The organism is Streptomyces soli (genome assembly GCF_003999195.1).
Lineage (GTDB): Bacteria > Actinomycetota > Actinomycetes > Streptomycetales > Streptomycetaceae > Actinacidiphila > Actinacidiphila soli.
In genome coordinates, this window is record NZ_RJVR01000013.1 from 1 (window position 1) to 7,769 (window position 7,769).

5 protein-coding genes are annotated in these 7,769 nt (G+C 67.7%); all 5 read right to left on the bottom strand.

Features of this window, described 5'->3' with window-relative positions; all coding sequences use genetic code 11:
• Positions 1-206: 206 nt before the first annotated feature.
• Complete coding sequence (locus tag EFK10_RS00725; RefSeq protein ID WP_127353852.1) at positions 207-1,184, bottom strand: acetamidase/formamidase family protein; 978 nt, start codon at positions 1,182-1,184, stop codon at positions 207-209.
• 380 nt (positions 1,185-1,564) lie between these two features.
• Positions 1,565-3,001 (bottom strand): purine-cytosine permease family protein, encoded by a 1,437-nt coding sequence (locus EFK10_RS00730; protein WP_127353853.1) that lies wholly within the window; start codon positions 2,999-3,001, stop codon positions 1,565-1,567.
• Positions 3,002-3,077: 76 nt separating this feature from the next.
• A complete protein-coding gene (locus EFK10_RS00735; RefSeq protein ID WP_127353854.1) occupies positions 3,078-4,526 on the bottom strand; it encodes an ABC transporter substrate-binding protein in 1,449 nt (482 codons plus the stop codon).
• Positions 4,527-4,636: 110 nt separating this feature from the next.
• On the bottom strand, positions 4,637-6,028 hold the full coding sequence (locus EFK10_RS00740) for a C69 family dipeptidase (RefSeq protein WP_127353855.1): 1,392 nt from the start codon (positions 6,026-6,028) through the stop codon (positions 4,637-4,639).
• A gap of 969 nt (positions 6,029-6,997) precedes the next feature.
• The gene (locus EFK10_RS00745) at positions 6,998-7,708 is read right to left on the bottom strand and encodes a transposase (RefSeq protein WP_127353856.1); all 711 of its coding nucleotides are present in this window, start codon (positions 7,706-7,708) and stop codon (positions 6,998-7,000) included.
• Between the last annotated feature and the right edge of the window lie 61 nt (positions 7,709-7,769).

Below are 7,769 nucleotides of genomic sequence, written 5' to 3' on the forward strand. Positions count from 1 at the left end.
CCGCACGAGGAAACAACCACGTAGCGCTCACGTTCACTGCGAGGTGCCCGCGTAGCCAGCTCGCGGGTTTCAAGGTCCACTTTCGCAACACGCCCTAGTTCACTGGCGGTGCCGCGGCCGATGTGTCGGCCGACGTACTCCCCTTGTTCGTGCCGCCTGCGTGGCCACGGGCCGTACTGGACCGGGGCCCGGTGGTCCCGGGTGGGTCAGTTCAGCGGGGGAAGGCCGAGGATTTCCTGGGCGGGGTTCGGTCCGGGCTTGCGGACGCCGCCGACGACGGAGTAATACGTGTCGACCATGTTGCCGACGTACATCTTTCCGCATTGGCTGATGTACTGGTAGGCGTCCCACTTGTCGAAGCCGTAGTCCTCCACGAGCCAGCCGACCAGTTCCGCGTAGGCGATGCGGGCGGCGTCCTCCATCGGGCGGGAGCTGCCGACGACCATGATGTCCTCGGCGGATTCGATGCGCGGCCAGGTGACCGTCTTGCCCTTGATCAGGCCGAATATCACCGTCACCTTGCCGGTGATCTCCAGTGCGACACCGCAGGCCTCGCCGTCTCCCTGGGCGGCGTGGCAGTCGCCGGTGTAGAAGTAGGCGCCGGGCACGTTGACGGGGAAGTACGTCCGCCGGCCCGCGCAGATGTCACGGACGTCCATGTTGCCGCCGTGCATGGACGGGGTCAGCGCGGACAGCACCTCGAGGTCGGGGGCGGTGCCCATGGTGCCCATGAAGGGGTGCGGTTCCACCGAGAACTTGTCGGTGTAGGAGAACCTGCCGTCCTCCTGGCGGCGGTAGATCCACACCTTCTCCGGCAGCGGATCCTGCAGGGTCCGGGTGAACGTCGTGGACGTCAGACCGCCGAAGCCCGGGATGTGCGAGCTGACCGCCCAGTCACGGGTGAGTTCGACGTCGGCGATGTCGACGACCAGGGTGTCGCCGGGCTCAGCGCCCTCGATGAAGATCGGGCCCGACTGCGGGTTCAAATACTTGCCGAGCACCTCGCTGGGGCGCTGCTCGGAGCTGTGCAGGTGGCTCTCGAAGGCGTCCTCGGTGTAGATCTCGACGGGCACGCCGAGCGGAACCGCGGCGATGGGCTCGAGATAGCGCGAGTAGACGTACGGGTAGTCCGGTCCGGGCTTCACCACGATGGGGGCGGGGGAGTCCTGGGAGTCCACAGACATGTCTCCGGTCCTTCCAAATGAGGGATATGTGGTGGTCCGGCGTGTGCTGGGCATGCGCCGGACGTCTTCTGGCGCGGCGACGGGCGGTGTGCCCGGCCCGGTTCTGGCGCGCGACGGGCAGGTGTGCCCGGGCGGCGCGGACGAGGGGAAGGCGTCACGTGAAGTGTCGTGATCCCGGCCTGCCGTTCACGGCGGCGGGATCACGGCCTGCGAACCGTGCGGGTACATGATGCCCAACTCCTCAATCGTCAGGGTCTGATGTCAGGGAAGCTGCCTGGTCCGGGTGCGATGCCGCGTGGGGCGTGCCGACTCCGGCGGCACAGGTGGCCACGTGTGGGCCGGTGTCTGCGAAAATCGCCGTGGACCGGGTATTCCAGCACCTACGACAGGGCGCTCTGCGGCTGTGCCAAGGCCTCGTCCGCCTGGACGGGCGTGTAGTAGCGGCCCTTGGTCGCCGCGGTGAACGCGACGTGCAGGATGGGGCCGAGCAGCATCGAAATGAACGACGCGTAGTACACCGGGTACACGCCGACGATGCCCAGCGCGCCGACCAATACGGCCAGTCCGAGTGAGGCCAGACCGCAGGGGTTCCAGGACCGCACCTCGTGCTGCTCGAACTCGATGTTCTCCGACCGGCCGAGCTTCATCCAGCGGCGGCAGACGAAGTAGTCGGCGAGGATGATCAGCACCCAGGTGTTGGTGAGGACACCCGTGATCGCCAGGAATGTGCCCAGGTGGTTGATGACGTTGAACGCGTAGAAGACCACGCCCAGGATCCACACCAGGTACACCCAGTACTGGCGGCCGGGGCGGAAGTTGGCGGCGACGTCGAAACCGGACGAGAGCGCGATGGAACCGCCGTACAGGTTCATGACGTTGATGCGGATCTGGGTGATGATGGCGAAGACGACACCCGCACCGCCCATGAGGTACACGAACATGAAGCCCGGGTCCTGGGCGTTGGACTGCGCGTTCGGTCCGTGCAGTCCGGCCAGCAGCGTGGCGCCGATGAAGGCGCCCAGGAAGATCACGGCGAACATCGGGATGAGCTCACCGAGCATGATGCTGGTGGTGCCGCGGTAACGGATGTCACGGGAGGCGAAACGCCCGTAGTCGGTCGCCATAAGGCCCTGGAAGATCATCTGGCCGTTGGCGAGGCTGAACGCGCTCCACATCGCCACGCTGCCCGTGGCGCCGGTGGCGTGCCAGCCTTCCGCGCCGACCGGGGTGTGCTGCGTGAACATCTTGTACATGCCCCAGGCGAGCAGGATCACGAACACCGGGAAGCCCCAGGACTGGAGGAATGACATGGCGTGCATGCCGCGCCGGACCAGCAGCAGGGTGACCAAGCCCACCAGGGCGAAGATGCCGATGCCGGCGATGGAGTCGATGCTGACCTTGAAGTACCCCGCGATCGCGTGCGTGACGATCGTTCCCTCGAAGAGGAAGTAGAAGACGAAATTGACGGCGTAGATGAACGAGGTGACCGCCGCGCCCCGGCTGCCGAAGCCGAGACCCCGGCTGAGCAGGTTCTGCGACAGGCCTTCCCGGCTCGCCATGCGCATGGTGAGCATGCCGATCACCACGGAGCCGATGAAGAAGTACGCGATCGGGCCGAGCATTCCGGGCCATCCCACGAGGAACGCCTGCTGGGCACCGAAGGAGAAGAAGAACATCGCGGTGGCGTTGCCGAGAAGCACGAGGCTGATGGCGGGTATGGGCCACCGCAGATTCGCGGGGACGCGGTTGATCGCGAAGCTCTCGATCTGGTCGTCGATCGATGTCGTCGGTCCTCTGAATTTTTCCAGCATGCTCATGCTGCTCCTTTCCTGGGCATCGGCGACAGCGGGGAAATCCGGCGTGACGTGCCGGTCCCACCTCACGTCCGTCTGGTCACGCTCCGGCTACGGCGACCGGTTTCCCGATGGGACGCGGACCGTCCCACACGAGGCGGAGATTGCCGAGCGTGCGATAGACGTGAAGACTCATCTCGTTGTCGACCAGTTCGGCCGACGAGTGATACTGCTGAATGGTGCCGACGAACCTGTTGAGAACGCCGTTCTCCTGCCAGGCCTCGCGGTCCACCGCGATGTGGGGCGGCAGGAAGTTGCGCCGCAGACAGCGCCGTGTGGCGCTCTCGATCACCTTCGGGTCGACACCGGGGAATTCCAGCTGAGCCACCCGGACCGCTTCGTCCGGGAAGGCATGGGCGTACTGGCAGGCTTTTTCCAGCGCGGTGATCACCGCTTTGTGCTGTGCGGGCTTGTCCTGCACGGTGCCACGCCGGGTGGCAAGCGCCGACAGCAGATACGGGCCTAAAAAGCTGGAGAAGTCGAAGACCTCGTGCAGGCCCTGCGACATGGCCACGTCCGCCTGTGGCGGAAAGGCGAGGCAGATGTCGGCCTGCCCGGCCAGGACGGAAGCCGGTTCGGTGCCGATCGGCACCTGGAGGCCGCGGTAGGACGACTCGGGGCCCGCCTGGTACAGGAACTGAAGGTAGCGCAGCAGGGCCCACTGCGAGTCGGGTTGGGGCTGGGTGGCGACGGTGCGCCCGGCGACGGTGCGCGTGCTGAGAACACGCGGGTCGTCGGTGGCCTCCACGGCCGGGTCCGCGGCCAGCGCCAGGATGGCCTGCCCGTTGCAGATGCTGCCGACCACGACCGCGTCCTCGATCCCCTGCTCGAAGGCGCGGACGGTGAACACCGGATCGTGGGCGGAATAGTCGGCGACGCCCGCCTCCACCGCGGACCAGGCCTCGGTGCCGCCGCCGGCGGTGGTGATCTCGACCCGCACTCCTTCGTCCTCGAAGAAACCGACGTCATGGGCGATATACAGCGGCAAATACAGCAGCGAGTGGTACGCCTGGGCGATCCGTACGGGCGCCTGTGGCGCCTCCTCGGCCACGGGGGGCGCCGGAGGCGCCTCGGCGGGGGCGGGCTCGGTGCCGGCCACCAGCGCCGTGATCGACGCCGAGGGCAGGCCCAGCATCAGTGCCTCGCTGATGAACGCCCGCTGGGTCAGGTCACCCCGCTGGTAGCGCTCCACCAGTGCGTCGAGCGCGCGCCCGGTGGTGACCGGAAGCCGGCGGCGTCGGACCAGCCCGCGGGCCCGCTCCCTTATGTCGTCCTCGGTGAGCTCCGGCTCGGACCGGGCCCCGACCCGGTAGACCAGGTCCGCCTGCAAGCGGTCGAGGACCGCGACCGGACGCAGCAGAATCGTTCCGTCGTCCTGGAGGACGACCTCGACCACGTCACCCTCCTGCAGCTCGGCCGCACGGCGGACCGGCATGGGCAGGGTGACCTGCCCATTGCTGCGGATGTGAACGGTTTCCGGACGGTCCATGGCCCCTCGAAACGGACTGCTTGAGATCTCAGATCTGAACTCTTTAAGCCGGTAGCATGCGGACTTGGCGTTGGCTTGTCAAGGCTTATCCGGTTTTGACAGCACGCCGCTCAGCCGGACAGCTGCGCGACGAGGTTGTCCAGGACCTCCAGCGCCTGCTGCGCGCAGGACTCGGTGTAGCCGGCCAGGAAGTCCGCCATCGCCGTGTGCTCGCCCCGCTCGCGCAGCTCCAGCGCGTCCTTCTCCACCTGCGGGAGTTCTGCCGCCCACTGCCGTTCCAGGGCGTCGAACGCCCGCCGCACCACGGGCTGGTTCTCGCTGAAGGTCCACGCCGACTCGCCGCCCTTGACCAGGTCGAGCAGCCGGCGGAACCGCCACCAGTAGGACCCTTCGTCATACGTGTCCACCGGCGCGTGCTCGGGAGGGCACGCCCGGACGCCGGCCGTCCCCGCCGCGGCGAAGATCCCGGGTACCCTCCCGGCGTCCACGAACACCGGCACATACACACCGGTGCACGGCGTCACCGGCGTCCACCACAGATGGGCCAGCCCCTCCCCGCTCTTCGGCAGCACGAACACCGCCGAGCCGGCGGTATTGCCCCAGGTGAAGTCCGACGGGTGAGAGTGCATGCACAGGCTCAGGAAGTCGGGCAGCGCCGCGTTGAAGTACGGGCCGCCGAGGAAGGTGTCCTCGTAGTGGTCGCGCAACACCCGCTGGGCCTGGCCGAGCCCCACCCCGCCGGCCCCCATCGCCTCGCCGAGCAGCTGGCGTGAGCGCTGGAGCCGGATATGCGACAGCTGGAGCGGCGTACCGGGGTCGACGTAGGCGCGCGCGAAGTCGAACGGCCGCCCCGGCGCGGGCTCCCACCAGCCGAAGGCCACCGCGTGCTCCACCAGATCGCCGCTGGCGCGGTCCCACTCGGTGCGGATGGTCGGCTGGTTGGAGATGGCGTACGTCCCCGTGGTGACCTGCTTGGCGGCCCAGCGGTGACCGCTGGTCTCCAGCACCCACACTTCCTGGGCGTCGGCGATGAGGAAGGAGTTGTCGTACCCGCCCGTGACCGGCGGCTGCCCCACGACACCGGAGCCCCACTGCCCGTACCGCTCCACCAGCGAGCAGATGACGTCGAGCGCCTCCCGGGCCGTGCGGCCCCGCTCCAGACCCAGACGGAGCAGCTCCATGCCGAGGATGCCGCCGTCCCGGTCGGCGCCGCCCTTGACCGCGGACACCGTGGCCGCCCAGTCCCTGGTGAACAGGGCCTCGTTGCCGATGGCCACACCCCATTCATTGAGGCCCTCTTCATGTCCCCAGCACCAGTAGGGCGAGCCGCCCAGGTGCGCGTAGGTCTCCTCGACGTCGTCGATCTCGACATGGGCCAGCCGCAGGGTGGCACCCGCCTGCGCGGTGCGGCGCGGCAGGAAGCGCAGTGGCTGTGTGTCGGACACGGGACGGTCGCTGTTCTTGGCCAGCAGGACGTGCCCCCCGGGCACGCTGTCGGCCATGGCCACGAAGGTGTCGCAGCTCCATGGATGCACAGTGGTTTCTCCCACTTCGGCGAGAGCCGGCTGGGCGCAGCCGGCTCACTGATGAGCAAACTTGAGATCTCAGGATCAGCCCAAGTAGCTCATTTGTCGACAATGCGCTTCCACGGCCTCCCTGCACGCGCCCGCCCACCGCGGGAAATCCCCAGTTCAGGGACTTGATCGAGATTCGCCGGGGGCTGGGCGCGTCCCCCCGGCCGCCCCACTCGACCTCTGCATCCAGATGGCACCGGCCACCCCCCTCCAACGTGTGCTCGGCATCAGCCCGGCAGCCGGCGAGCGATGGGCGGCCGGGGCCGTCAGAACCGGCTGCGCAGCCGGTTCTGGCTCGGCGGAGCGACCTCGCCACACCAGCCCAAGCCGTCCAATGGATCCGCATCACCTTCCGCACCATCACCCCAGCCCTCCAACGCAACCCCGCCCGCGACGCATCGACCTGGATCACCAGCGGCTACACGAAGATCCGGGATCAGCCAGTTCGAGGCCCGCTGGATGCGCCGCCTGCGAGGCCCGCTGGAAGACGCAGTCGCGTCGGTCGGGGTGAAGGAGGTCTTCGCCCGGGACGCCGCCGAGATCACGACGGCGGACACCTCGTCCGTGTTGGCCTGGACCTTGCCTCTGCACCGTCTCCAGGCCGTCGCTCTGGTCGGCATCGTCCGCACCGCAGCGATGATCGTGCTGGCCACGGCCTCCGGCATGCGCGCAAGCGAGTTGATGGAACTCCGCATCGGTTGCCGACGACCCCTCGAAGAGCCCGTCCCCGGGCTTAGCCTCGATCCACCGACGCTCTTCGGAAATGATCTTCTGATGGTTTCTGGAGCCGGTTTCGGTGAGGTGCTTGCGTTTGGGCAGGTGGTATCTGCTGGTTTGCCCAGCTTTTCCACAGATGGTGTTCCGGTCAGGCCCTGGCGGGTGGGGTGGACGGGGCTGTCAGTCCGCCAGGGGTGGGCCGTGGACGGTGTCGAACAGGTGTGTCCAGGCGTGCTGCCAGGGCCAGTTGTGGGGCAGGTGCAGGGTGATGCGGCGTGCTGAGCGGGCGATCCGGGCCGGGATGTGGACCAGGTGGGCCCGGAGTGTGGCGGTGGTCGCCTTCGCGTGGAACGTCGAGGTCAGAGCGCCGGCGGCCCTCAGCAGGTTGTAGGTCATGGCCCACAGGGTGAGCCAGGCCGCGTTGGCGTGGAAGTGTCCGGAGGGCAGGTGGGCCAGAGCGCCGGCTTTGCTGTCCGCGATGACCTGTTCCACTACCGCGTGGTGGCGGTGTTGTTGTTCGACCTGGAGGGTGGGGGCGGGGTTGTCGGTGAAGAAGGGGTGGTAGCGCCAGACGGGAAAGAGCTCGCCCTGTTCGCCTATGGTGGCGGGTTTGGCCAGGTCACGGACCCGGCGCACGATCAGCCGGGCGGTGACCTGGTCCGCCTTCTTGCGGCCGGTGAAGGCGGTGTAGGCGGGTATCTCGGCGACTTCGGCGTCCGAGATGAGTTCACCGGTGTCGGGATCTTCCACCGCGTTCGGGTAACTGATGTGCTGCCAGGACTCGTTGGGAATGCCGATGATGGCCCGTTTGATGGACGGGTTCATCCCGGTGGTGATCGAGAAGCGGGCGCCGGCCCTGTAGGTGCCAAGAACCACGTCCGTGCTGGTCACGCTGCATGTTGGTATTCGTGCAGGATGCCGCCAAGGCGGTCGCGTCGGTGGACTTGGAGAT